At 70.8% G+C, this 22,064-nt stretch carries 21 protein-coding genes and 1 other RNA gene; 17 read left to right on the top strand and 5 right to left on the bottom strand.

Annotated elements, in window-relative coordinates; translation table 11 throughout:
• Positions 1-20: 20 nt before the first annotated feature.
• On the bottom strand, positions 21-878 hold the full coding sequence (carF, locus tag D7X30_RS29755) for a plasmanylethanolamine desaturase (protein WP_120566356.1): 858 nt from the start codon (positions 876-878) through the stop codon (positions 21-23).
• A 268-nt stretch (positions 879-1,146) separates the two neighbouring features.
• Between carF and D7X30_RS29760 the strand changes: the two genes are divergently transcribed.
• From D7X30_RS29760 to D7X30_RS29805, 10 genes are all read left to right on the top strand, one after another.
• Entirely contained in the window at positions 1,147-1,719 is a 573-nt protein-coding gene (locus tag D7X30_RS29760) for a hypothetical protein (RefSeq protein ID WP_120566357.1), read from the top strand.
• Positions 1,720-1,820: 101 nt separating this feature from the next.
• Entirely contained in the window at positions 1,821-2,513 is a 693-nt protein-coding gene (gene ftsE, locus D7X30_RS29765) for a cell division ATP-binding protein FtsE (protein ID WP_120566358.1), read from the top strand.
• Positions 2,510-3,412 (top strand): ABC transporter permease, encoded by a 903-nt coding sequence (locus D7X30_RS29770; RefSeq protein ID WP_120566359.1) that lies wholly within the window; start codon positions 2,510-2,512, stop codon positions 3,410-3,412. Before ftsE ends, D7X30_RS29770 begins: the two co-directional genes overlap by 4 nt.
• The gene (locus tag D7X30_RS29775) at positions 3,409-4,545 is read left to right on the top strand and encodes a murein hydrolase activator EnvC (protein WP_199724575.1); all 1,137 of its coding nucleotides are present in this window, start codon (positions 3,409-3,411) and stop codon (positions 4,543-4,545) included. Before D7X30_RS29770 ends, D7X30_RS29775 begins: the two co-directional genes overlap by 4 nt.
• 81 nt (positions 4,546-4,626) lie before the next feature.
• Positions 4,627-5,487, top strand: a complete 861-nt coding sequence (locus D7X30_RS29780) for an alpha/beta fold hydrolase (protein ID WP_120566360.1) — start codon at positions 4,627-4,629, stop codon at positions 5,485-5,487.
• 111 nt (positions 5,488-5,598) lie between these two features.
• Positions 5,599-6,918, top strand: a complete 1,320-nt coding sequence (locus D7X30_RS29785) for a S41 family peptidase (RefSeq protein ID WP_370051785.1) — start codon at positions 5,599-5,601, stop codon at positions 6,916-6,918.
• Between the two features lie 67 nt (positions 6,919-6,985).
• Entirely contained in the window at positions 6,986-8,881 is a 1,896-nt protein-coding gene (locus D7X30_RS29790) for a PEGA domain-containing protein (protein ID WP_120566362.1), read from the top strand.
• Between the two features lie 2 nt (positions 8,882-8,883).
• Positions 8,884-9,195 (top strand): hypothetical protein, encoded by a 312-nt coding sequence (locus D7X30_RS29795; RefSeq protein ID WP_120566363.1) that lies wholly within the window; start codon positions 8,884-8,886, stop codon positions 9,193-9,195.
• A 290-nt stretch (positions 9,196-9,485) separates the two neighbouring features.
• On the top strand, positions 9,486-10,463 hold the full coding sequence (locus tag D7X30_RS29800) for a D-alanine--D-alanine ligase (protein ID WP_120566364.1): 978 nt from the start codon (positions 9,486-9,488) through the stop codon (positions 10,461-10,463).
• A gap of 317 nt (positions 10,464-10,780) precedes the next feature.
• Positions 10,781-12,304 (top strand): cellulose synthase family protein, encoded by a 1,524-nt coding sequence (locus tag D7X30_RS29805; protein WP_120566365.1) that lies wholly within the window; start codon positions 10,781-10,783, stop codon positions 12,302-12,304.
• Between the two features lie 112 nt (positions 12,305-12,416).
• On the opposite strand, the gene D7X30_RS29810 is transcribed toward D7X30_RS29805, so the two are convergent.
• Positions 12,417-12,944, bottom strand: coding sequence for a hypothetical protein (locus D7X30_RS29810; RefSeq protein ID WP_199724576.1), 528 nt, complete (start codon positions 12,942-12,944; stop codon positions 12,417-12,419).
• An 82-nt stretch (positions 12,945-13,026) separates the two neighbouring features.
• On the opposite strand from D7X30_RS29810, the gene D7X30_RS29815 reads away from it, so the two are divergent.
• The gene (locus D7X30_RS29815; RefSeq protein WP_120566367.1) at positions 13,027-14,049 is read left to right on the top strand and encodes a PEGA domain-containing protein; all 1,023 of its coding nucleotides are present in this window, start codon (positions 13,027-13,029) and stop codon (positions 14,047-14,049) included.
• A 67-nt stretch (positions 14,050-14,116) separates the two neighbouring features.
• Here the strand turns inward: D7X30_RS29815 and D7X30_RS29820 are convergent, their stop codons facing one another.
• Positions 14,117-14,713 carry a hypothetical protein gene (locus D7X30_RS29820; protein ID WP_120566368.1) on the bottom strand — a complete coding sequence of 199 codons (597 nt, stop codon included), beginning with the start codon at positions 14,711-14,713 and terminating at the stop codon, positions 14,117-14,119.
• A 50-nt stretch (positions 14,714-14,763) separates the two neighbouring features.
• On the opposite strand from D7X30_RS29820, the gene D7X30_RS29825 reads away from it, so the two are divergent.
• On the top strand, positions 14,764-16,608 hold the full coding sequence (locus D7X30_RS29825; protein ID WP_120566369.1) for a M1 family aminopeptidase: 1,845 nt from the start codon (positions 14,764-14,766) through the stop codon (positions 16,606-16,608).
• A 7-nt stretch (positions 16,609-16,615) separates the two neighbouring features.
• Here D7X30_RS29825 and ftsY read toward each other — a convergent pair whose 3' ends face one another.
• Complete coding sequence (ftsY, locus tag D7X30_RS29830; RefSeq protein WP_120566370.1) at positions 16,616-18,169, bottom strand: signal recognition particle-docking protein FtsY; 1,554 nt, start codon at positions 18,167-18,169, stop codon at positions 16,616-16,618.
• A gap of 68 nt (positions 18,170-18,237) precedes the next feature.
• On the opposite strand from ftsY, the gene D7X30_RS29835 reads away from it, so the two are divergent.
• Entirely contained in the window at positions 18,238-18,801 is a 564-nt protein-coding gene (locus D7X30_RS29835; protein WP_120566371.1) for a hypothetical protein, read from the top strand.
• A gap of 9 nt (positions 18,802-18,810) precedes the next feature.
• Here D7X30_RS29835 and rnpB read toward each other — a convergent pair.
• Positions 18,811-19,204, bottom strand: an RNA gene (gene rnpB, locus D7X30_RS29840) — RNase P RNA component class A.
• A gap of 173 nt (positions 19,205-19,377) precedes the next feature.
• On the opposite strand from rnpB, the gene D7X30_RS29845 reads away from it, so the two are divergent.
• Genes D7X30_RS29845 through D7X30_RS29860 form a run of 4 tightly spaced genes read left to right on the top strand, consistent with a single transcriptional unit; the run spans position 19,378 to position 21,899 of the window.
• Positions 19,378-19,827 carry an AAA family ATPase gene (locus D7X30_RS29845; RefSeq protein WP_120566372.1) on the top strand — a complete coding sequence of 150 codons (450 nt, stop codon included), beginning with the start codon at positions 19,378-19,380 and terminating at the stop codon, positions 19,825-19,827.
• The gene (locus tag D7X30_RS29850) at positions 19,814-20,581 is read left to right on the top strand and encodes a tRNA(His) guanylyltransferase Thg1 family protein (RefSeq protein ID WP_120566373.1); all 768 of its coding nucleotides are present in this window, start codon (positions 19,814-19,816) and stop codon (positions 20,579-20,581) included. The genes D7X30_RS29845 and D7X30_RS29850 overlap by 14 nt, the downstream gene beginning before the upstream one ends.
• Positions 20,578-21,054: a hypothetical protein gene (locus D7X30_RS29855; RefSeq protein ID WP_120566374.1), complete on the top strand. Its 477-nt coding sequence runs from the start codon at positions 20,578-20,580 to the stop codon at positions 21,052-21,054. Before D7X30_RS29850 ends, D7X30_RS29855 begins: the two co-directional genes overlap by 4 nt.
• Positions 21,051-21,899, top strand: coding sequence for a formylglycine-generating enzyme family protein (locus D7X30_RS29860; RefSeq protein WP_120566375.1), 849 nt, complete (start codon positions 21,051-21,053; stop codon positions 21,897-21,899). Before D7X30_RS29855 ends, D7X30_RS29860 begins: the two co-directional genes overlap by 4 nt.
• Positions 21,900-22,064: the final 165 nt, after the last annotated feature.

Raw genomic sequence — 22,064 nt, forward strand, 5'->3', positions numbered from 1 at the left:
CTTGCCGCCTGGGCCCTGCTTCAGCGCACGGGGGGCGTGGAGACGCTCGCCGTGGGCTCCTCGGCGGAGGACTTGAGCAGCTCCTTGGCCGCCTGGATGACGGGCACCTCCTGGGCGACGTCCACGGCGACGAGCGCCTGGGCGGCCTCCGTGCCGATGTCGTCCTGGCGCGGCAGCTGGCCGGTGACCCAGGTGATGAGCCGCTCCATCAGCGGGAAGAAGTGGATCATCTTCAGCGGCCGGTTCATCCAGCCCACGGTGATGCAGTAGTACTGGTTGAAGGGCGCGGTGTGGTGGATGCGGTGGTGGTCCGGCGGCAGGATGAGGTGCACGCGCTGCAGGAAGTTGATGATCGCGGGCGGCTCATCCAGGTGCGACCACTTGTGGAACTGGTTGGTCGCCATCACCCAGAAGATCATCGCTCCCAGGAACGCGGCCAGGAACACCCAGCCCGGGCCGGCGAGCGGCACGGCGACCGCGAGCGCCGCCACCGGCAGCGACACGAGGCAGTTGTTGCCGTTGGTCTCCACGAAGTCATGGCGGGTGATGGCCTTCTCATCCACGTGGTGCTCGCGGAAGGGGCGGATGAACGCCTTGCCCAGGACGGGCATCTCCGTGGAGCCCCACGTGTCGCCCATCCAGTGGACGAAGCCGGACACGAAGTCCGCGGCCAGGTAGCCCAGCACCACCGCCAGAATCAGCATCCACGGCCCGGTGTGGTGGGTGCTCCAGAGCTTGTAGACGAGCACGCTCTCCAGGCCCACGAACGCGATGATGGAGGCGATCTCCATGGCGCGGATGGCGGGCGAGTAGCCTTGCGCGAGCGCCTGGGCATCCTGCAGGCGGACCTTCTCCGCGATGGTGTCCGGCTTCTTCATCGGTGGTGTTCCGGTCCGCGGCAGGGAGGGAGGGACTGACGGCGCGATCGTCAGAGGGGTTACGTACCCCAGGGCGTTTCGGCTTTTCAACAGAGCCGCCCATGCCCGCCAGGCTGGTGTCCTCGTGTGGATCCGCACACGGAGGGTGCCAGAAGGTGGCGGACGCACACCGGCCGGAAGCGGGCAGGCACGCGTAAAAGAGGTGCGGGGCGCGTGACGCTTACCTTGTGAAGCCTGGACCCCGCTGCTACGGTGCCCGACCTCGGCAATGGCGAAAACCTTCGAAAAAGCCGTCACTGGCTTCAATCACAACATCAAGCACAAGGGGAAGGTCTACCACGTCCAGACCGAGGACTCGGGCGTCAACAACCCCCACATCATCACCCACCTGTTCGTGGGTGGGAACATCCTCGCGTCCAAGAAGACGTCCTACGCGGACATCCTCAACGCGGAGAACCTGGCGGAGGTTGTTCGCGAGTTGATGGAGGAGCAGCACAAGGAGATGCTGCGCAACCTCATCAACGGCGTGTACGACAACTTCGAGTCCACGGTCCGTTCGTATCAGCCGGGCCAGCTGGCCACGGACGCGGAGATGGCCGCGCAGCCGAAGCTGCCGCCGCAAGCGCCCGCGCAGCCGCGCCCCCCCACGCCGCCTCCTCCTCCCGTCGTGGCCCCCGCCTCACAGCTGCCTCCGGAAGTGGCCGCCGCGCGCGCCCTCAAGGAGAAGCCGCGCATCAACGAGGTGGGCGTGGAGACGCTCTTCGGCGAGGACCTCATCTCCGAGAAGAGCCTGGACGAGGTCATCCTCAGCTACCTGGCGAGCGAGGGCGAGCCCTCTTAAGGCCGCTCGCGCGGTGCTGCCCTCCGGCCACGCCCGGCCCGTTCCTGGGCGGGCTCCGGGGGCGTGGTACGCTGCCCGGAGGGCCTCGCGCTTCTCCGGACATGATCCAGTTCTTCCACGTCTACAAGGCGTATCCCGGCGATCCGCCGGTGTTGCAGGACATCAACCTGAACGTGGAGAAGGGCGAGTTCGTCTTCCTCACTGGCCCGTCCGGCGCCGGGAAGACGACGCTGCTCAAGCTCATCTTCTGCGGGGAGAAGGCCACCAAGGGGCAAATCCTGGTGGGCGGGAAGAACATCGCGCGCATCCGCGAGTCGGCGGTGCCGTACCTGCGGCGCAACATCGGCGTGGTGTTCCAGGACTTCAAGCTGCTGCCCCACCGCAGCGTCGCGGACAACGTGGGCTTCACGCTGGACGTGCTGGGCGTGCCCCGCTCGGAGGCGCGCGAGAAGGTGCACCGGATGCTCAAGCTGGTGGGGCTGGAGCACAAGGCGAACTCGCTGCCCCTGCGGCTGTCGGGTGGAGAGCAGCAGCGCGTGGTGATTGCGCGCGCGCTGGTGAACGACCCCACCATCCTCCTGGCGGACGAGCCCACGGGAAACCTGGACCCGGCGCTCACCGTCGAGATCATGGACCTGCTCACGGACATCAACATCCGGGGCACCACGGTGATGGTGGCCACGCACGACGCCACGCTCCTGTCGCGCTACCAGAAGCGCACGGTGCGCCTGGAGCGCGGGCTCATCGTCTCCGACGAGGACGGCGTCAAGGCGGCGCGGCGGATGCTGGTATGAGCGTGCTGTCGAAGGCGGCCTACTTCTGGCGCTCGGCGGCCGGGGGGCTGAAGCACGCGCCCTTCGTGCACTTCATCGCCGTGTCCACCATCGCCATCGCGCTGTTCGCGGCGGGGCTGGCGCGGGGCGCGTCGCACGTGGTGGACAACCTGCTCGCGTCGCTGGGCGGCGAGGTGGAGGTGACGCTCTACCTGGCGCCGCAGCTGGGCGAGGACGAGGTGCACGGCGTCCACACGCGCGTGCTGGAGCTGAGCCACGGCGAGGTGACGGTGGTGCCGCCGGAAGAGGCGCTGAAGCGGCTCAAGCGCGAGCTGGGCGACCTGGGCGAGGCGCTGTCGGAGCTGCCGGAGAACCCGCTGCCCGCGACGCTGGAGCTGCGCGTGCCGGAGGCCCGTCGCTCCCCCGCGGCGCTGGCGGCCCTGGCGAAGGAGCTGCGCGCGCTGCCCGGCGTCACCGGCGTGGACTACGGCGAGGCCGCGGTGGAGCGGCTGTCCGCCATCGCCCGCGCGCTGAGCTTCGGCGCGCTGGTGGCGCTGGTGGTGGTTCTGGGGACGACCATCGTCATCGTCGCGGCCACGCTCCAGCTGGCCATCTATTCGCGGCGCGAGGAGATTGAAATCCAGAAGCTGGTGGGCGCCACGGACCGCTTCGTGAAGGCGCCGTTCCTCCTGGAGGGCCTGCTGCAGGGGCTGTTGGGCGCGCTGGTGGCGGTGGGCGGGCTGTGGCTCTTCGGCCGGCTCCTGGGGCCCACGCTGGGCTCGCTCTTCGCGTTCCTCCTGGGGCCGGGCGTGGCCGCGCCGTGGGTGGAGACGCGCACCGCGCTGGAGCTGCTCGCGGCGGGCTGCGCCCTGGGCCTGGGCGGCAGCTTCGTCGCGGTGGGGCGCTTCCTGCGCGTATGAGGCGGCTCGTCTGGCTCATGGCGCTCCTGGGCGCGAGCGCCGCGTTCGCCCAGCATGACGAGGAGGCGGAGCGCGCGGCCATCCGCGAGAAGCTGGCCGCGCAGCGCGCGACGCTGGCCCTGGTGGAGGCGAAGAAGCTCTCCGTGCTGGAGGGCATGGAGCTGATGGAGGACATGGTCGCCTTCTCCCGCCGCCGCGTGCGCGCGCTGGAGGGCGACCTGAACCTCTTCCGCCGCCGCGTCGCGCTCGCCGAGCGTGAGGAGGCCGTGCTGCGCGAGGCCCTGCGCGCCCAGTTGCGCCGGCTGTCTCCGCGCCTGCGCACCCTGTACCGGCTCCAGCGCCGCCGCCCGCTGGAGGTGCTCCTGTCCGCGGACGACTTCGCCGCGCTCATGTGGCGCGCCCGCGCGCTGGAGGCCAGCATGGCGGGCGACCTGGAGCTGCTGCGCACCGTGCAGCACGTGGCCACCCTCCAGCGGCAGGCGACGCTGGAGCTGAAGCGGCTGCACACCTCGCTGTCGCAGCGCGTGGCCTTCCTCCAGCAGCAGTCGAAGCAGGCCCAGGCCCAGCAGGAGGCGCTGGAGGAGGTGGTGGGGAAGCTGGCCGGCGAAGCGGAGCTGGCGAAGCGCGCCGTGCGCGAGCTGGAGGGCGCGGACGCGGAGCTCACCCGCATGCTGGTGGACCTGCACGAGGCCCCCGCGACGAGCGGCTTCGGCGCCCTGAAGGGCAAGCTGCCCCGGCCCGTGGCCGGCATCGTGGAGGTGGGCTTCGGCCGCGTGGTGAACCCGCGCTTCAACACCGTCACCGTACAGAAGGGCGTGGACATCCGCGCCGCGGCGGGCACCCCCGTGCACGCGGTGGCCGAGGGCACCGTCGTCTACGCGGGCTGGCTGCGCGGCTACGGCAACCTGCTCATCGTCGACCATGGCGACGACTTCCACACCCTGGTCGCCCACCTCTCCACCATCACCGTCGCCGTGGGCGCGCGAGTGGCTCCGGGGGACGTGGTGGGGGAGGTGGGAGACACCGGCTCCCTCAAGGGCGCCTACCTGTACTTCGAGGTCCGCCGCGCCGGGCAGGCCGTCGACCCCGCCCCCTGGCTGGCCCCCGCCACCGCCGCCGCCGGGACGCCCTGACATTGTCTGTTTGATGCGCTGCGTCCAAGACGCGGAGGCGTTAGAAGTGGGTGGTCGTCGGTGGACGAAGGAGGCCCTCGCGTGGACCTGATGGGTGGGATGCAGGAAGCGATGCGACGCGTGCTGGTGGCGCGGGGTGTGGAGTCGGAGACGGTGAACGTGGGTGGGCAGGCGGTACACCACTACGCGCTGGAGGGGCAGGGCAAGGGGCCTCCGGTGGTGCTGGTGCACGGGCTGGGCGGGTCCGCCAACGGCTTCGGGCGCACGTTCTTCGGGCTGGCGAAGCGCTTCTCCCGAGTGCTCGCGCCGGACCTGCCGGGCCACGGCTTCTCCGGCGAGTTCTGCGGCGGCCCCACCTGCGTACAGGGCCAGTTCGACGTGCTGCGCGCCTACTTCGAGCAGGTGGTGAAGACGCCCGCCCTCGTGGTGGGCAACTCGCTGGGCGGGGCCATGGCCGTCAATCTGGCCTCCGAGCATGCCGCCTGGGTGAAGGCGCTGGCGCTGGTGGCTCCCGCGGGCGCGGAGCTGACGCCGCAGGCGCTGGCGGCGTTGCTGGGGCACTTCGCGGTGAAGTCGAGCGCGGACGTCCGCGCCCTGACGCGCAAGCTCTTCCACCGGCCGCCCCTGGGCGCGCTGCTGCTCGCGCCGGCGCTGAGCAAGCTCTACACGACGCCCACGGTGCAGGCGCTGGCGGCGGATGCGCTCGCGACGCAGGCGAGCATCGCGCCCCAGGCGGTGCGGGATTTGAAGATGCCGGTGCTCTTCCTCTGGGGCGGCAGCGAGCGGCTCCTGCCCCCGGAAATCCTCGACTGGTACCGGCAGCACCTGCCCGCCCAGGCGGAGGTGCATGTGGTGGAGGGCTTCGGCCACGTGCCGCAGATGGAGCGGCCGGACGCGTTCGTGTCCCACCTGGTGGGCTTCGCGGACCGGACCCGCCTCTAAGGGCGGGAATCGTCCGGCGGGCCGGGTGTAGACTCAGGGGCCTTGCGACGGCCCCTTCCACCCGACCCCCGAGGACGCGCTCCCGTGATCCGTTTCCCGAAGCCGTGGCGCATGGGATTCGCCGCGCTCCTGCTGTGGGGCGCGCCCGCGCTCGCGCAGAAGCCAGGGGACGCGGCCGGCCGGGAGGAATCCGCGTACCGCCAACTGGAGCTGTTCGCGCGGGTGCTCTCCTACGTGGAGAACAACTACGTGGAGAGCGTGGACCGCAAGACGCTCATCCAGGGCGCCATCCAGGGGATGCTCGACACGTTGGATCCGCACACCCTCTTCATGCCTCCGGAAGTCTTCCGGGAGATGAAGATCGACACGTCCGGTGAGTTCGGCGGCCTGGGCATTGAGATCGCGCGCAAGGGCGACCGGCTGGTGGTGGTTGCGCCCATCGACGACACGCCCGCGGCGCGCGCGGGCATCAAGGCCGGGGACGAACTGCTCGCCATCGACGGGGAGAGCACCCAGGGCATGGACCTGGGCCGCGCGCTCCAGAAGATGCGTGGGCCGGCGGGTGGCCGCGTGCTGCTCACGCTCATGCGCGCGGGCTTCAACGCGCCCCGGGAGCTGGCCATCCTGCGCGACCACATCCGCATCGTGTCCGTGGAGAGCGCGCTCTACGGCGGCATCGGTCACGTGAAGGTGAAGAACTTCCAGGACCGCACGGACCTGTCCTTGAAGAAGGAGCTGGACCGGCTGCGCGCGCTCAACGGCGGCAAGGAGCTGGACGGCCTGGTGCTGGACCTGCGCAACAACCCCGGCGGTCTGTTGGACCAGGCCGTGGCCATGAGCGACCGCTTCCTGCCGGGCAACCTGCCCATCGTGTCCACGCGCGGGCGCGACGGCCGCAACGCCTCCGAGGAGAAGAGCCGCGACCGCGACACGGAGAAGGACTACCCGCTGGTGGTGCTGGTCAACGCAGGCAGCGCCTCCGCGTCGGAGATCGTCGCGGGCGCGCTCCAGGACCACGGCCGCGCGGTCATCATGGGCACGCAGACCTTCGGCAAGGGCAGCGTGCAGACCATCATCGAGCTGGAGGACGGCTCCGGCCTGAAGCTCACCATCGCGCGCTACTACACGCCCAAGGGCCGCAGCATCCAGGAGAAGGGCATCACCCCGGACTTCCTGGTGCCGGAGGACTCCTCCGGGAAGGCGGGGAGTGACGCGCCGCGGGAGAAGGACCTGCGGGGCCACTTCAAGGCGGAGCCGTCCCAGACGACGTCGGAGGTTGCCGCCCATCCCCGGACCCTGCCCGCGAACCTGAAGGACTGGGCGGTGACGGCGAAGCTCACGGATCCACAGCTGAAGGTCGCGCTCAACTACCTCCATGGGTTGGCGCCAGGGCCCGCGTCCCGGGCCTCCGGGAGCACCGCGGGTCGCTGAAACCCCCTTTCGAGGTGGCGTTCCGCCTCGCAGTGCGTGTAATGCGCACAGCAACGAGGGAGACCGGATGCGACGTCCTTTCAATCGCGCGCTGCACGCGACGCTCAGTGGCTGGCTGGTGGGAATGCTGGCCATGGGCCCCGCCGCCGCGCAGCAGCAACACGTACCGCTGCGGCTGATGCCGCGAACGCTGCCGACGGCGGCGGGCCCCCGCGTTGCGGTGGTGGCCATTCCCGTGGATGCCTCGCTCGAGGGTGAGGCGCTGGCGCTGACGCATTGGGCGGAGCAGGCCGTGGCCCGCTCCGGCCGGATGGAGCTGGTGCGGCTGACGGACGCGCTGGATGCCGAGGGCGCGGCCGCGCGTCAGGCGAAGGCGGTGGAGGGCAACGCCGCGTTCAAGGACGGCGCGAAGGCCTACGACGAACTGGACACCGTGAAGGCGCTCCAGAGCTTCGACAAGGCGGTGAAGGCCTACGAGCAGGCGGACCTGTCGCGCGCGTTCCCGCTGCTCAGCCGCGCGCGGGTGATGAAGGCCGCGACGCAGGGGGTCAACGGAGAGAACAAGGCCGCGGAGCTGGAGATGCGCGGTGTTCTCGCGGTGGACCCTCGCGCCACCTTCAACGCCAACTTCTTCCCGCCCGAGTCCATGGCGTTCGTGGAGAAGGAGCGCAAGGCGCAGCTGGACGGCGCGCAGGCCACGCTGAACGTGAGCACGCAGCCCGCCGCCGCGCAGGTGTTCGTGGACGGCACCTACAAGGGCGTGTCCCCGCTGGCGCTCACGGGCCTGACGCGCGCGGACCACTACGTGACGCTGGTGGCGCCGGGCTACGCCGTGACGGAAGGCCGGGCTCGCGAGGGCGAGTCTTCCTTCACGCTCGCGAAGCTGCCGGTGCAGCAGCGCTACGAGGCGCTCGTGGAGCGCATCGCGAAGAACCCCGACGACGAGGAGCGGGACCAGGCGCTGCAGGAGCTGGGCGCGCTCGCGGGCGTGCCGCAGGTGCTGGCGCTGCTGGTGCGCGGCGGTCCGGGCAACGCGCCGCTGACCGTCACCGGCCTGCGCATGGACGTGGCGGACGGCCACAACCTGGCGTACGCGCTGGGCCAGGTGCCGCGCGGTGACGCGATGGCCACGGGCTCCGAGGCGCTCTTGACGGGCCTGGTCGGCCAGGACGCGGCGCGCGTGGACGGCAAGCCGGTGAAGCACTTCGCCAGCGGCGGGGGCGTGAGCCGCAAGACAGCGGGCTACGTGCTGCTGGCCACGGGCGTGGCGCTGCTGGCGGGCGGCATCTACTTCGGTCTGGAGTCCTCCTCCAAGGCGGACGCGTTCAAGCTCGCGCCGCAGGGCAGCACGCGCGCGGAGGACCTGAAGAGCACCGGCAAGACGTACGCGCTGGTGGCGGACATCGGCGTGCTGGCGGGCCTGGTGTCCGCGGGCGCCGGCAGCTACCTGGCGTTCTACAAGAAGGGTGGGGGCTCGTCGTCCAGCGCCCCCGCGAGCCCTCCGGCGGAGAAGGCCGCGCCGGCCCGTGAGGCGAAGCCCCTGGACCAGGCGTTGCCCATGCCGCCTCCGCCCGCCACCAAGGCGGAGCCCTCTCCCAAGGCGGAGCCCTCTCCCAAGGCGAACGCCACGTCCACGCCCGCCACCGAGCCGGCCCCGGCGCCCCCGCCCCCGCCCCCTGTCTTCGAGCCGCCCCCGCAGCCGCCGCCCGCGCCCCCCGCGAAGAAGATGACGCGCAAGGAGCGTGAGGCCGAGGCGAAGCGCCAGCGCGCGGAGGAGGCCCGCCTCAAGCGCGAGGAGGAACAGCGCAAGAAGGACGAGGAGGAACAGCGCAAGAAGGACGAAGAGGCGAAGCGCAAGGCGGACGAAGAGGCGAAGCGCAAGGCGGAGGAAGACGCCCGGCGCAAGCGCGAGGAAGAGAAGAAGCGCCCCAAGCTCGACGAAGACGATCTCCGGAACTACTAGCCATGCGCCGCCTTTCATCGCTCATCGTTCCCTCGGCCCTTGTCCTGGGCCTGTCCGCCTGCAGCCTGCTCGTCAGCTTCGACCCCGAAGGGCAGCCCTGCGACCGCGGCCAGTGCCTGGAGGGCTACGTCTGCCGCAACGAGGTCTGCACCTCCGAGGACGGCACCCCCACCGACGCCGGCACGTCCGACGCCGGCACCAGTGATGCCGGCACCACCGACGCCGGTGGCGACTCGGACGCCGGTGACGACACGGACGCCGGCCTCACGGATGGCGGTCTGCTGCCCGACAGCGGCGTCCGCGACGGGGGCTGAAGTCCCGCGCCGGGCCCGTCGTCACCGGTCGCCGGTGACGGGGCCTGCCGCCGTTGCCGCCGCGCCTTGCGTCCCTGGCTCCAGGGGACCCGGGCGCGGCGCCCTGTAAACACTCCCGCACGTGGCCACCGGGCCGCGCCGTGTCCCCCCGGACACGGCTGCCTGCCGCTTGGCACCACCGCGAAACCCCTGTCATTCCAGCCACTTGAACGCGATGTCCGCGCCGGGGAGCACTTCCGGTGCGTGGCATCATCCGTGCTCTGACGCGGGCTCAAGGAGGCATCATCGACATGGGCAAGCGCGTGGGAGTGCTGATGGGCGGGTGGGGCGAGGAGCGGGAGATTTCGCTCAAGACGGGGGAGGCCGTGGTGGCGGCCCTGGAGACCTTGGGGCACACCGTCACCCGCGTCTTCGCGGGCCCCGGCCTGGACCGGGCGCTGCGCGCGGCGGACATCGACGTGGCCTTCCTGGCGCTGCACGGCCGCATGGGCGAGGACGGCCGGGTGCAGGGCCTGCTGGAGCTGCTGGAGATTCCGTACACCGGCTCCGGCGTGCTGGCCTCCGCGCTGGCCATGGACAAGCCCATGGCGAAGAAGCTCTTCCAACTGCACAACCTGGCCTCTCCCCGGGGCTACCGGGTGGCCCGCGAGGACGCGGAGCGCGCGCTGGAGCTGCACGGCGACAGCGGCTTCCCCTGCGTGGTGAAGCCCGCGAAGGGCGGCTCGTCCGTGGGCCTGTCCGTGGTGCACGACGCCGGGGCGCTGGTGCCCGCGGTGGTCCAGGCGTGCCGCTTCGGCGGCGAGGCCCTGGTGGAGCGCTTCGTCCAGGGCCCGGAGGTGACGGTGGGCATCCTCGGCGACAGCGTGCTGGGCAGCTGCGAGGTGTCCTACCCGCGCGAGGGCTTCGACTACGAGGCCAAGTACAAGGGCGGCGGCGCCCAGTACTTCCTCCCGCCCCGCCTGTCCGGCACCCGCCGCGTCAACGTGGAGTCGCTCGCGCTCGCGGCGTACCGCGCCCTGGGCTGCCGGGGCTATGGCCGCGTGGACCTGATGTGCTCCGACACGGAGAACGACGTGGTGCTGGAGGTGAACACCCTGCCGGGCTTCACCCCCACCAGCCTCCTGCCGAAGATCGCCGCCCGCGCCGGCCTGGACTTCCCCGCGCTGGTGCAGGCCGTGCTGGACCGCGCCACCCGTGACGAGTCCCACGTCGCGGAAGGCCCCGCCCTCGTGCCTACCGCTCCCGTGCCCCTGCGCGTCGCGCGCTAGGTCCTGTGCCGCTCGGAGCACCTGGGACGTCGTCCCGGTATCGCCCCGACGCAGGGAAGGAGGGGGTGACAACCTGCGTCAAAGCCGCCGTTCAAAGCCTCTCGAATCCGGGGAATAGTTTGACATGACCCGGGTGGCTCCCTATTGTCCGCCGGCGATCAGTAGCCGGAAGGTCAAAGCCCTGTCTTTTCGGGCACATACGGGGCGGGGCTCAGCAGACCCACAGGCGGCGGTCAGCGTGAGCGGTCGGTCGGCATGCCGCCACGTCTGGTAGGACCGCTGGCGCCAGTGCCAGCGGGAGGGGCTGAGCGTCACCGATGACCACCGTCGAGATCATCTTCCTGGCAGTCTACTTCAGCTTGCTGAGCGTGCTGGGAGTCTACGGCTCCCACCGCTACCGCATGGCGTTTTTGTATTACCGCCACAAGTTCAAGCTGCCGACGCCCAACGGCACGCTGAAGGCGCTGCCCAAGGTCACCATCCAGCTGCCCATCTTCAACGAGATGTACGTGGTGGAGCGCCTGGTGGAGTCGGTGTGCCGCATCGACTACCCGCGCGAGCTGCTGGAGATCCAGGTGCTGGACGACTCCACGGACGAGACGTGCGGCATCGCGCGCGCGTGCGTGGAGCGCCACCGTCAGAAGGGCCACGACATCGTCTACATCCACCGCGTCAACCGCCAGGGCTTCAAGGCGGGCGCGCTGGAGAACGGCCTCAAGCTGGCCTCGGGCGAGTACGTGGCGGTGTTCGACGCGGACTTCGTCCCCAGCCCCGACTTCCTGATGCGCACGGTGCCCTTCTTCGCGGACGCGAAGGTGGGCATGGTGCAGGTGCGCTGGGGCCACCTGAACCGTGAGTTCAGCATCCTCACGCAGGCGCAGAGCATCTTCCTGGACGGGCACTTCATCATCGAGCACACCGCGCGCAACCGCGCCGGCTGCTTCTTCAACTTCAACGGCACCGCGGGCATCTGGCGCCGCACGACCATCGGCGACGCGGGCGGCTGGCAGCACGACACGCTCACGGAGGACCTGGACCTGTCCTACCGCGCCCAGCTCAAGGGCTGGCAGTTCATCTTCCTGCCGGAGGTCATCTCCCCCGCGGAGGTGCCGGTGGACATGAACGCCTTCAAGAGCCAGCAGCACCGCTGGGCCAAGGGCTCCATCCAGACGGCGAAGAAGCTGCTCCCCACCATCCTCAAGAGCGACCTGCCGCTCCTGGTGAAGCGCGAGGCCTTCTTCCACCTCACCAACAACATGGCCTACCTGTTGATGGTGCTCCTGTCCGTGCTGATGCCCATCAGCATGGTGGTGCGCTTCCAGCACGGCCTGTACGGCACGCTGTTCCTGGACCTGCCGTTCTTCATCACCGCGACGGCCAGCGTCTGCGTCTTCTACGTGGCCGCCCAGCGCGAGCGCGGCGTGAAGGGCTGGGAGCGCTTCAAGTACCTGCCCTTCCTGATGAGCCTGGGCATCGGCCTGGCCATCAACAACGCGAAGGCCGTGGGCGAGGCGCTGCTCAACCAGCAGTCGGGCTTCGCGCGCACGCCGAAGACGGGCGCGGAGGGCAAGAACGTCAAGGCCGTGAAGAAGAGCTACCGGGGCAGCAAGACGCTGATGCCGGTGGTGGAGCTGCTCTTCGCCGCGTACTTCACCGGGGCGCTGTGGTTCGCCATCGACTCGCGCATCTACACGTCGGTGCCCTTCATCATCCTGTTCCTGGCGGGCTTCCTCTACGTGGGCGCGTCCAGCCTGCTGCAGGGGCTGGCGGGCCGGGCGAAGGTGCCGGACGCCGCCCCCGCGGTGACTCCCTCCGAGGAGCAGCCGCGTCAGGCGGCCTGAGCCGTTCGCACCGCTTCGCTGTCCACCTCGCGCCGCCGCTTCCCTCCTGGGCTCCTGGGCTCCAGGGCGGGGAGGGCGGCGCGGTGCTTTTCCACGGCTTCCGGCTTGGCGCCTACAGGCCCGCGTCGGGCGCGCCGCGCAGCAGCACCTGCTCCTGTCGCACCGGGGCGGGGCCGGAGGTCGCGGGACGGCAGCCCTCGTCGATGGCGGTGCTGGACGCGGCCCTCAGCGTGAGGCCTGCGTCGGTGCAGGCAACGGCCTCCGTGGGGAAGGCGACGGGGCAGGGCATCCCGGAGGCGCTGAAGCCGGTGGCGCGCGTCTCGCCCACGAAACCCTCTGGCGTGCGGGTGAGCACGATGCCCACGGAGCCCGCGTCCGGGGACTCCATGCCGCCGTCCGCCCACGCGCGCACCACCGCGAGCGACAGGGTGCGGCCGTCGTCCTGGGCCAGATAGCGGAAGGCCGGGTTCTGCGCGTGGTGGTAGTCGCCGGACTGGTCCTTCTCACAGCCGGGCGGCACGTGGATGGGAGGCGGCACGGAGGCCGTGGAGGTCTCCACTCGGGGTGGTGCCTTGCCCGGACAGGCCGCGAGCGAGAGGACACAGAGGCCGAGGGGGAGGGTGACGAGGGCGCGGTGCATGGAGCGCGGATATTCTCCCAACGGACGGCCCGGTGGGACGGTGTTTGCTTCCCCAGGGATGACTCTCTAACCTTCGGGCGACATGAGTCTTCGCCGCTTCGCCATCCTGTCGCTCGTCGCCACCCTGGCGCTGCCGTCCGCGGCGTTCGCCCAGGACATTGATGATCTCCTGGGTCCCTCGGAGACGAAGCCCACCAAGCCCAAGGGCACCAAGACCAAGCCCGCGAAGCCGCCGAAGCCGACGGCCAAGCGCAAGACGCCGCCCAAGAAGGAGAAGCTGGGCGCGCGCAAGGGCAAGGCGGGCAAGAACGCCGCCACGGCCACCGCCGAGGACACGGCCCCGGCGAAGGCCACGCTCGCGCTCAAGCTGGGCAGCAACGCGCGCGGCGCGAAGGTGACGGTGGACGGCCAGGAGGTGAACCCGCAGACGCCGCTGGAGCTGGCGCCGGGTGAGCACACCGTCGTTGCCCGCCGTCAGAACTATGCGGACTTCATCCAGCAGGTGACGCTGGCGCCGGGCCTGGCGACAGAGCTGATCATCGCGCTGGACGCGGCCACGGGCTTCGCGACCTTGCGCGCGGACGTGCCCCGCGTGGTGGTGTTCGTGGACGGCAACCGCGTGGGCCCCGCCCCCATCGAGAACTACCCCCTGTCCCAGGGGCAGCACGAAATCGAGTTCCGCGGGCCGGGGCTCAAGGACGTGAAGAACATCAACGTGCGCGCCGGTCAGCTCTACGTCGTGGAGGGGCGGCTGCGCCCCTCGTCTGACACGCCGACGGCGGTGGCGCAGGCGGATGATGTGCCTCGCTCGACGTTGCTGGAGCCCTCGAAGCCCGCGGGGCCGCAGGTGGACCAGCCGGGCCTGGCGCTGGGCACCGAGCAGCCGCCGGAGGTGAAGGAGAGCACCAGCAAGGCCTGGTACCAGAAGTGGTACGTCTGGGTGGGCGTGGGCGTGGTGGCCGCGGCGGCGGGCGCTGGCGCCTACGCGGTAACCCGGGGCCCCGCGGAGCTCACCCCGAACGAAGTGTGCGGCGGGACGTGTGACGGCGACATCGGGTTCTCGGGCCTGCGCCCGGCGATGCCCGCGAACGGCGTGCGCTTCTGACGACGCTCGGGGCGGACGTCCGCGTCCGCCCCGGTTGGCTCCGGAGGACTCTGGAGCCCCGGGCCGCTCAGTTGCCCCGCAGGTCGTCCTCGGCGCGGCCCGCGCCGGGCTCCAGCCGCAGGAAGACGTTCGTCACGCGGCCCACGCCCCAGTAGTCCAGCGCGGTGGCGCGGATGCGGAAGGGCTCGGACTCCGGCAGCAGGGCGCTGAGGTCCACCTCGTTGGGCTCGAAGCTGAAGGCGCGCCGGCCCACGTTGTCCACCTGCTCGTTGCCGATGAAGACGCTGTCCGCGAAGCCCACGGCGGCGCGGCGCGACACCTTCCCCTTCGTGTCCAGCACCTCCAGCAGCAGGAAGTTGTCCACGGCGAAGCCCTGCGTGCAGGCCGCGTCCCCGCAGAGGCTCGCCTTGGCGCCGTCCAGCAGCAGCTGCGGCGTCTCGCCGGTGGCGACGACGCGCGGCGTGCGCTCGCCCTCGCGGGTGTCCACCTCCACGTCCTCGCGCCGCTGCTCCAGGCGCGCCGTCTCACGCTCCGGCGTGGCGCTCAGCAGCTGGACCGAGCGCGGTTCGGGCGGCGCGGCGGCGGTGGACGGGGGAACCTGCTTCGCGCAGGCCAGGAGGCTCAGCGCGGCGGCGGAGAGGGTCAACGTTCGCGAGTGGCGCACCCGGAGGCTTGTAGCGAGCGGCCCTGGACGGGGTCAATTAGCATGCCCCCATGCGGACCTTCCCCGGATGGTGGCTGCTGTGCGCGCTGGTCGCGGGCCCCGTGGCCGCGGCGACACCTCCCGCCCCCACGGCCTCCGCCATCCCGGGCGCGGGCAGCGTGGCGCCAGAGGTGCAGCTGTGCCTCCAGCACCTGAAGCCGGAGGAGCGGGACCGGGCCGCGCGGGCGCTGGGGCCGCTGGAGTCCGTGCCGCTCTACCGCGTGCAGCTGGAGGTGGAGCCGAAGGAGCGGCGCCTCTGGGGCAAGGTGCAGGTGGAGCTGGTGGCCAAGGGCCCCAAAGCGGTGACGGAGCTGTACCTGCGGCTGACGCCCAACACCCGCTCCCGGCAGGTGACGCTCTCCGGCGCGAAGCTCAACGGGAAGGCCGTGGCGCTGGAGCTGGGGCCGGAGCCCACGTTGCAGCGCATCACGGTAGAGCCGCCGGTGCCCTCGGGCGGCACGGTGTCGCTGGAGGTCGCGCTGAAGGGCACGGTGCCGAAAGCGGCGCCGGGCGCGGAGTCGCTGCTGGGCTCGGGCGGGCTCCTGGGCGGCGGCGCGAAGGGCGGCACGGATGACCACGGGGCCTTCTCCGCCACGGCGGACGTGGTGAGCCTGGTGGGCGTGGTGCCGCAGGTGCCGCCGGTGGATGAGCAGGGCCAGCCGTGGGCCGGCCCGCAGGGCACGGGGGACCTGGCGCTGTACGAGCCCGCGCATGTGCTGGCCACGCTCACGGTGCCGTCAGGCTGGGCGGCGCACGCCACCGGGACGCCCATGGGCGCGGTGCCCGAGCGCGACGGCCGGGTGCGCTACAGCTTCGCGGCGGCGGCGGTGCGTGACTTCCCGGTGCTGGTGACGCGCGGCTACCAGTCCGCCACCGCCACGGTGAACGGCGTCACGGTGGAGAGCCACTTCGCGGCGCGGGACGCGGCGGTGGGCAAGCGCGTGCTCAAGTACGCGTCGCAGGCCCTGACGGAGTTCGAGAAGCGGCTGGGCCCGCTGCCCTACACCCACTTCCGCGTGGTGCAGGCGCCCTTGAGCGGCGGCGCGGGCGGCATGGAGTTCCCGGGGCTGGTGACGGTGGGCACGTCCCTCTACCGCGCGAAGCAGGACCCGCTGTCCATGCTGGTGGGCATGCCCGGCATGGAGGCCTTCCAGGAGCTGCTGGACGCGCAGGGCGGCGCGGGGATGCTGGCGCAGGTGAGCTCGCAGGTGGGCGCGTCCCTGGAGCGCACGCTGGAGTTCACCGTGGCGCACGAGGTGGCGCACCAGTACTTCGCGGGGCTCGTGGGCTCGGACCCCATCCACGACCCGGTGGTGGACGAGTCCCTGGCCCAGTACGCGGCGCTCCTCTACATGGAGTGGGCCCACGGCCCGGAGGCCGCCGAGTCCCTGCGCAACGAGGCCCTGGTGATGCCCTACCAGTTCTTCCGCCTGACGGGCGGCAGCGACGGCCGCGCGGACCGGCCCACGGGCGACTTCGACGGCGGCGAGCTGGAGTACGGCGCGCTCGTGTACGGCAAGGCGCCGCTGTTGCACCACGCGTCGCGCAAGCTCGTGGGGGACAGCGCCTTCTTCAAGGCCCTGCGCGCGTACGTGGACACGTACCGCTTCAAGTGGGCGTGCAAGGCCTGCTTCACCCAGGAGCTGGCGAAGGCGAGCCCCGCGAATGCGAAGGCGCTGACGCAGCTGCGCACGCGCTGGTGGGAGGAGGCCCACGGCGACGAGGACCTGGGCGCGGCGGACCTCCAGGGGCTGATGGAGGCCATGGGCGGCAACATGGGCATGGGTGGTGTGAAGCTGGACGCCCAGACGCAGCAACTGCTGGAGCAGCTCCTGCCCCAGTTGATGGGGCAGTAGGGCCGCTTCAGTCGAACAGCGCCTGCACGAACTCGCGCGGCTCGAAGCGGCGCAGGTCGGCGATCTTCTCGCCCACGCCCACCCAGACCACGGGCAGCTTCAGCTCGTCGCAGATGCCGATGATGACGCCGCCCTTGGCGGTGCCGTCCAGCTTGGTGAGCGCGATGGCGTTGATGCCCACGGCTTCGTGGAACTGCTTGGCCTGCTGGATGGCGTTCTGCCCGTTGGTGGAGTCCAGCACGAGCAGCACCTCATGGGGCGCGCCGGGCAGCGCCTTGTCCATCACGCGCTTGACCTTCTTGAGCTCCTCCATGAGCGGGGCCTTGGTGTGCAGCCGGCCCGCGGTGTCCGCGATGATGACGTCGGCGCCTTCCTCTTTCGCCTTCTTCACCGCCTCGAAGATGACGGCGCTCGGGTCGCCGCCGTCCGGGCCCTTCACCAGCTGGGCGCCCGCGCGCTCGGCCCACACGTCCAGCTGCTCCGTGGCGGCGGCGCGGAAGGTGTCACCCGCGGCGAGCACCACCTTCTTGCCCTGGCCGGTGAGCTGCGCGGCCAGCTTGCCGATGGTCGTCGTCTTCCCGGCGCCGTTGACGCCCACCACCATCACCACGTGCGGCGGGCCACCGCCCTCCAGCGAGCGCGGCACGGGCAGGTCCACCATGCGCGCCACCTCGTCGCGGATGGCGCCCTTGATGCGCTCCGGGTCCTTCAGCTCCGCGCGCTTGAGCTTGTCGCGCGCCACCTCCACCAGGTGGTCCGCGGTGCGCACGCCGATGTCGGCGGTGAAGAGGATCTCCTCCAGCTCCGACAGGACGGACTCGTCCATGGTGCGCTGGCCGCCGAACAGGCCGTTGAGCCGCGCCATGAAGCCCTGGTTCTTCGTGCGGTCCAGCCCCTGCGCCAGCGTGCGGCCGCCCTCCGCCTCCACCTTGGCGCGCGCCGCGGCGGCCTCGGCCTGACGGGCGGCCTCCGCCTGGGCGGCCTCCTGGGCAATGGCCTCGTCGCGCAGGCGCACCGCCTCGACCTGCTCCCGCTTGCGGCGCTCGCGCGTCTCGTCGTCGAGCGCCTTCTTGGCGCGGTACTCGACGCGCTTGGCCTCCTCCTCGCGCTCCTTGAGGGCGCGGACCTGCGCCTCCAGCCGGGCCTTCTCCGCCGGGTCCTTCGCGGCGTGGGCGGCGAACGAGGCCGTCTCGCGCTCACGGCGCAGCTCGTCCATGCGCGCGTGGGCGTCGTCCAGGTCGCGGCGCCGGGCGAGCTCCGCCTCGTTGGGCGGCAGCTCCACGCGCAGCTCGGGGCGCTCCGCGGGCAGCTGGGGCGCCTCCTCCGGCTTGCGGGGGGCCTCCGGAACGCGCTTCTTGCCGAAGAGCTTGCGCGCCGCGACGAGCGCCAGGACGACGAAGAGGGCCGCGCCGCCAATGCCCACCACTTCGCCGCCGGTGAGCCCGGTTTCCGGCGGAGTGCCCGTGCCCGGCTGCGTCGTCCCGTCGCCAGGAGTGGGGGCGGGGGAGGGGGCGGGGGGCACCTGCGCCAGGAGTGCGTCGAGGGGGTTCGGGGTCTTCATCGCCGCTCCGCATACACCAACACGCAGTTGGATGCAGCGCCCGTAGCCGGGTAGAACGGCCCTCCGTCATGCGCCTTCCGCCCCTGAACGTCCTGTTGACCGCCACCGTCCTCCTGGGGACTTCCAGCGCCTGCATCGTGGAGGCCCCCGGTGGGGCCAGCGACCAGGAGCGCCGCGCGGCCACCGTCGCCCAGGTGCCCCCGCTGTCCATCCGCAGTGGCGCCAACCTGGGCGGCAAGGTGGAGGTGGTGGGCGCGTCCGTGCAGCCGGGCCGCATCCCCGCCGGGGACCAGGCGCGCGTCACCGTCTTCTTCAAGGTGCTCCAGCCGATTGAAGAGGACTACCTCGTCTTCGTGCACGTGGAGGACGCGGACGGGCGCATGGAGCGCCTCAACGTGGACCACAAGCCCGCGGGCGGCCTGTACCCCACGACGCAGTGGAAGGTGGGGGAGACGGTGAAGGACGAGTTCGTCATCGCCCTGCCGCAGGGCGCGTCGCCGCGCGCCGTCAACGTGTGGATGGGGTTCTGGGAGCCGCGCAACGACAGCCGGCTGCCCATCACCAACCCGGAGACGGTGCGCAACGACGGCCGGGGGCGCCTGCTGTTGGCGCAGGTCCCCGTGGGCAAGTAACAGGGAAAAAACCGGAGCGGCCCTGTAAGCCGGGTTCTGTCCCCACCCCTTTCGGGATGGGCGGCGAACATTCATCTAGGGCCCTGGTTGCCCAGGGACCTCATCAGCGAGCAACCCGAACGCATGGGACGGGCCATCCCTGTCCCCTTTCGGGGACGCGCTCCTATTGGCTCTTGCTCCAGGTGGGGTTTACCGTGCCGTCCGAGTCACCCCGGACGCGGTGCGCTCTTACCGCACCGTTTCACCCTTACCCGCCCCCTTGCGGGAACGGGCGGTCTGTTTTCTGTGGCACTTTCCTGCGAGTCGCCTCGACTGGCCGTTAGCCAGCACCCTGCCCTCTGGAGCCCGGACTTTCCTCCCGCCATCCATGCCTGCGATGGCCGGCGTTCACCCGGACCGCTCCGGCACTCCTGGGGATACAACAGCCAGCCCGGGCGGGTCCACCTTCTGGAAGGGGCGTTGTCGTGTGTCCGCCTTCGCGGGCTGGGCGGGTGAGCGTCCGGAGGCCTGTCGGGTTTCCCCGCGCCTGAGCGTCCCGAAGTCCCGCGAGCGGCCTTCGCGGGAGGGAGGGGCGGCATGGAAGCGGTCATCTTCACGGGCATCCAGGGGGCGGGGAAGAGCAGCTTCTACCGGGAGCGCTTCTTCACCACGCACGTCCGCCTGAGCCTGGACATGCTCAAGACGCGGCACCGGGAGAAGGTGCTGCTGCGCGCGTGCCTGGAAGCGAAGCAGCCCTTCGTGGTGGACAACACCAACCCCACGGTGGCGGAGCGCTCCCGCTACATCTCGGCCGCGAAGCAGTTCGGCTTCCGCGTGGTGGGGCTCTACTTCCAGTCGAAGGTCGCGGACGCGCTCCTGCGGAATGATCAGCGCCCGGTGGAGCAGCGCGTGCCGCTGGTGGGCGTGCTCGGGACGTACAAGCGATTGCAGGTCCCCAATCCCGAAGAGGGCTTCGACGCGCTTTTCTTCGTCCGGCTGGGGCCGGACGGTTTCACCGTGGAGGAGTGGCAACGTGAAGTTCGATGAGCTGGACGAGAAGATGCGCGTGTTCGAGACCGCGCACGACCTGTGCGTGCTGCCCGGCGTGTTCATGGTGGCGCGCATCGATGGGCGCGGCTTCACGCGGCTCACGAAGGAGGTGCACGCCTTCGAGAGCCCCTTCGACGTGCGCGTGCGCGACCTGATGGTCGCGACGACCGGGCACCTGATGGACTGCGGCTTCCGGGTCGTCTACGGCTACACGCAGAGCGACGAAATCTCGCTGCTCTTCCACCCGGACGAGGACACCTTCGGGCGCAAGACGCGCAAGCTCAACTCCATCCTCGCGGGGGAGGCGAGCGCGAAGTTCTCGCTGCTCCTGGGGGACCTGGCCGTGTTCGACTGCCGCATCTGCGAGCTGCCGAACGCGGGGCTCGTGCGTGACTACTTCCGCTGGCGCAATGAGGACGCGGTGAGGAACGCGCTGAACGCGCACTGCTACTGGAGCCTGCGCCGCGAAGGAAAGAACGTGGCGGAGGCCACGAACATGCTCACGCGCCTGTCGGTGTCGGAGAAGAACGAGCTGCTCTTCCAGCGGGGCGTGAACTTCAACGACGTGCCGAACTGGCAGAAGCGCGGGACGGGGCTCTACCGGGAGACGTACGCGAAGGAGGCCCGCGACCCGAGGACGGGGGAGACGGTCCTCGCGGAGCGCCGCCGCCTCAAGGTGGACTACGAGCTGCCGATGAAGGATGCGTACGGCGCCTTCATCCTGTCGTTGCTGGAGGGCGTGGAGCGATGAGCGCGGACCTGGACCGCCTGATGCGTCAGTACCGGGAATGCGCCCGGCACGTGTGGAACACGTACTTCCAGCCATTGGAGGACGGGTGGCACGAGTTCATCAACGTGGAGCAGTCGCTCTTCCACGGGCTTGTCCTGGTCCAGGCGGGGATGGAGAACAGCCGGCCGGATGGCTCGGGCCTCGTGGAGGCCATCCGGGTTCGTCCCTGCTTTCCGCCCGTCGGACACCTGGAGGTCTTCCACGCGAAGACACCCTCGCCGGAGGTCCGGGAGGTGCCATGGCATCAGGGGCGCCTGAAGCCCGGGGAGATGGACCTCCGGTTCCAGGGCTTCTTTGACTGGGCGAACCTGGATGATCCCCAGGACTACCGCTTCGTCCGGGCGCGGGTCTTCGCCACGGAGCAGCCTGAGCTGGAAGGGTGTGACGTCCTGTTGGAGTACTCGGCCGTGACGTTCGAAGATGCCCGCCGATGACTTCGACTTCCTGCCGGGTTCGTTCGGGCGTCGCCCTCGTCGTGTTCGTGGCGGGCTGTGGAACCGCGAGAGAGGGGACGGCTTCACTCGGCGTCCGCGTGGAGCCCTCGGCTCCGCCTGAGTCGGTGTGGCTGCCGGCCGGGCGCTTCGAGATGGGCTCACCGGCGGGAGAGCCGGAGCGGGATGTGGACGAAGGGCCCCGGACGGAGGTCGCGTTCGAGCGCTTCCAGATGGACGTGACGCCCGTGACGGTGCGGGCCTTCGCGGCGCGACGTGAGCAGGTGCGCGCGAAGGATCCGCAGGCGCGCTGGTGGAGCGACGCGGAGACCCCGGGTGAGTGGCTCGGCCGCTGCAACCTGGACTCCGAGCGCACGGATCATCCCGTGAACTGCGTGGACTGGCGCGCCGCGCGGGCCTACTGCGAACTCGTCGGAGGCGCACTGCCCACGGAGGCGGAGTGGGAATACGCCGTGCGTGCCTCGACGACCTCCGCCTTCTGGTGGGGCGAGTCGTTCGACGCGGAGCACGGGGTCGGCTCGGTGTCGTGCGGGTCGCGAGGCTGCCGTGGCGGTACGGCTCCGGTGGTTCACGCCGGGCCTCGATGCAACGGCTGGGGGCTTTGCGACATGGCCGGGAACGTGTGGCAGTGGACCGCCACCGGCTATCAGGAGCGGCTGGGCGAGGACGCGCCTCCCGAAGTCTCCGGCGTGCCGGAGAAGCCCATCCACCGTGGAGGCTCCTGGCTCAATCACATCCCTTCCCTGTTCCGGTCCGCGCACCGGGGCCTCGCCTATCCGAAGAACGGCCTGACCGGAGTGGGGTTCCGCTGCGTGCACCGGCCTTGAGCGACGCGGCGTCGGAGGGAAGCGGCACTCAGGGTGTCATGGAACCAGTCCTTCCCTCATGGTCCGTATGTTCTGGAGGACGGTGGCCCACGGGGTCGTGAGGCACTGTCCTACCCGGGGCGGGGGATTGCGTGCGTTCGCCTGGGTGCCGCAGGATTCGCGCGC

This window comes from Corallococcus sp. AB011P (genome assembly GCF_003611605.1).
GTDB classification, from domain to species: domain Bacteria; phylum Myxococcota; class Myxococcia; order Myxococcales; family Myxococcaceae; genus Corallococcus; species Corallococcus coralloides.